4 protein-coding genes are annotated in these 2,653 nt (G+C 73.3%); 2 read left to right on the plus strand and 2 right to left on the minus strand.

Features of this window, described 5'->3' with window-relative positions:
- Positions 1-55 precede the first annotated feature (55 nt).
- Positions 56-877, minus strand: a complete 822-nt coding sequence (locus AB0881_RS41735) for a glutamate ABC transporter substrate-binding protein (protein WP_366626451.1) — start codon at positions 875-877, stop codon at positions 56-58.
- 79 nt (positions 878-956) lie between these two features.
- On the minus strand, positions 957-1,610 hold the full coding sequence (locus AB0881_RS41740) for a nucleoside monophosphate kinase (RefSeq protein ID WP_366626452.1): 654 nt from the start codon (positions 1,608-1,610) through the stop codon (positions 957-959).
- 95 nt (positions 1,611-1,705) lie between these two features.
- On the opposite strand from AB0881_RS41740, the gene AB0881_RS41745 reads away from it, so the two are divergent.
- Positions 1,706-2,170, plus strand: coding sequence for an SRPBCC family protein (locus AB0881_RS41745; protein WP_366626453.1), 465 nt, complete (start codon positions 1,706-1,708; stop codon positions 2,168-2,170).
- Entirely contained in the window at positions 2,167-2,508 is a 342-nt protein-coding gene (locus AB0881_RS41750) for a metalloregulator ArsR/SmtB family transcription factor (protein WP_366626454.1), read from the plus strand. The genes AB0881_RS41745 and AB0881_RS41750 overlap by 4 nt, the downstream gene beginning before the upstream one ends.
- Positions 2,509-2,653 lie beyond the last annotated feature (145 nt).

Genomic DNA, 2,653 nt, shown 5'->3' on the forward strand with positions numbered 1-2,653 from the left:
CCGGCCGTCGCCGACCCACGCGTCGGCGCCCTCCCGGACGCGGCGGAACGGGCGCTCAGGAGCAGCCCTCGAACTCGGGGACCGAGTGGACGAGGTCGACGCCCGACGAGCCGAACCAGATGGCGAGCATGCGGGACGCGGTGCCGTCCTGGTACATCCGGGTGATCGCCTTGTTGACGGCCTCGCACCCGTCGATGTCGCCCTTGCGCAGGCCGACGCCGTACCGCTCCTCGGTGAACGGGGCGTTGAGGATCCGCACCGACGCGCGCCGCCGGGCCGCGAAGCCCGCCAGCACCAGGTCGCCGGTGGAGACGGCGTCCACCCGCCCGTCCAGGAGCATGTCCACGCAGGCGGAGTAGGACGGCGCGGGGACGAGCCGGGCGCGCACGCCCAGGCCGCCCACGACGCGCTCGGTGGACACCGAGCCGCCGGCCTGGCACATCCGCCGCCCCGCCAGGTCGCGGACGGACGCGATCCGGGTCTCGTCCCGGCGGACCATGATGTCCTGGTGCGCCACGTAGTAGGGGCCGCCGAAGGTGACCTTGGTGGAGCGGTCGGCGGTGATCGAGTACGAGGCCAGCACGAGGTCGACGGTGCCGTTGTCCAGCAGCTTCTCGCGGTTCTCGGACGTGACGGCCTTGAAGTCGACGCGCGAGGCGCCGAGGCTGCGCGCGATGTACCGGCCGGCCTCCACCTCGAAGCCGCGGAACGTGCCGCCGGGCTCGGCGAGGCCCAGTCCCGGCTGGTCGGCCTTCACCCCGACGGTCAGGGCGTCCGCTCCGGCGATGGTGTCCGCGCCGGTCGCGGTGCCGCAGGCCGCCAGGGAGGCGGGCAGCAGGGCGGTGAGGGCGGCGGCGAGGGTACGGGCGAGTCTCACCCCGCCAGGGGTAGCGTCCCGACACGGCCGGGAGGTGAACGCCGCCCGTCCGCCGGGCGTGCTCGATCGGTCGGCCCGGTCAGCCGGGATCGCGCGGCGCCGGCAGGCCCAGCTTCTCGCGTAGCTCGCGCTGGACGGCGCCGATGTCCGCGCGGGCGTCGATCGTGGCCACGTACTCCTTCTGCCGGAAGAGGTCCAGCACCGGGTCCGTCTTCTCGTGGTAGATGCGCAGCCGCTCGGCCAGGGCGGCGTCGTTGTCGTCCTCGCGGGTGAGCAGCTCGCCGCCGCACACGTCGCAGCGGCCCTCGACCTCGGGGCGGTGGGCGATGAGGTTGTAGTCCATCCCGCAGCGCGCGCACAGCCGGCGCGCCTGGACGCGGCGGCGGACCTCCGCGTCGGGCAGGTCCAGGTGGATCACGCCGTCGATGTCGTAGCTCTCCAGGAAGAACTCCGCCTGCCGGCGGTTGCGCGGGAAGCCCTCGACGACGAAGCCGAAGTTCCAGTCGTGCTGGTCGAGCCGGTCGCGCACCACGCCCTCGACCAGGTCGTCGCCGACCAGCTCGCCCGCCGCCATGGTTCGGCGGACCTGGGCGCCGAGCTTGGTGTGGTTCTGGACGTGCCAGCGGAAGATGTCGCCGACGGAGATGTGGACCAGGTCGAGGTCCCGGGCGAGCAGGAGCGACTGCGTTCCCTTGCCGCTGCCCTGCACGCCGACGATCACGTACTTGCGCATGCCCGAACCGTACCCCGGGGAGGAAGTGCAACTCGCGGGTTGCAGTAGCCTGGACGCATGTGCAACCCTGGGGTTGCACCCGAAGGGAGAAGATCATGGTGGTTCAGGACAGGATCGAACGGGAGATCTCCATCGCCGCGCCGGTCGCGCGGGTCTGGGAGGTGATCACCGAGCCCGGCCATGTCGGCGCCTGGTTCGGCACGGACGGCAAGCCCGCGGAGCTGGACGAGCTGCGGCCCGGCGGCCGGATGGTGGTCGACCACGGCGAGCACGGCGTCTTCCCGATGAGGATCGTCGCCGTGGAGCCGCCGCGCGCGTTCTCCTACCGCTGGGCGCCCGGCTTCCCGGGCGCCGAGGTGACCGAGGACAATTCGACCTTGGTGGAGTTCACTCTGCGGGACGAGGGGGTGGGGACGCTGCTGCGGATCGTGGAGACCGGCTTCGCCGCGCTGCCGGCCGAGGTCGCCGCGCGCAAGTACGAGGACAACAGCGGCGGCTGGACGCACATGGCCGAGCGCGTCCGCGACTACACCGAGAACGGGGGGAAGCTGCCCGGATGACCGTTGACCGCGACGTGGCCGGGGAGCTGCTGGCCGCGCTGGCCGACCCGACCCGCCGGGAGATCCTGGAGGCGCTGGCCGCGCGCGGCGAGGCCAGCGCCACCACGGTCGCGGCCGGGCTGCCGGTCTCCCGGCAGGCGGTGGTCAAGCACCTGGCCGTGCTCGACGCGGCCGGGCTGGTCGAGGCCCGCCGCCGGGGCCGCGAGGTCCGCTACGCCGTACGGCCGGAGCGGCTGACCGCGATGGCCCGCTGGATGGCGGCCGTCGCGACGGAGTGGGAGGCGCGGCTGGGGGCGATCAAGCAGATCGCCGAGTCGCCCGCGCCCCCGCCGCCCTAGACGCGGCGGGGACGGCGGCCCAGGCGGAAGAACCGGGACCGGTCGGACGCCTGGGCCGGGGGCGGCCGAGATCGGAAGAGCGGCGGGTAGGGAAAGAGGGTCTGTAACAGGGTGTGTGTATCGGTGGGCGGCGGGTCATTAAAGA

The sequence above is a fragment of the Spirillospora sp. NPDC029432 genome, from assembly GCF_040703975.1.
Lineage (GTDB): Bacteria > Actinomycetota > Actinomycetes > Streptosporangiales > Streptosporangiaceae > Spirillospora.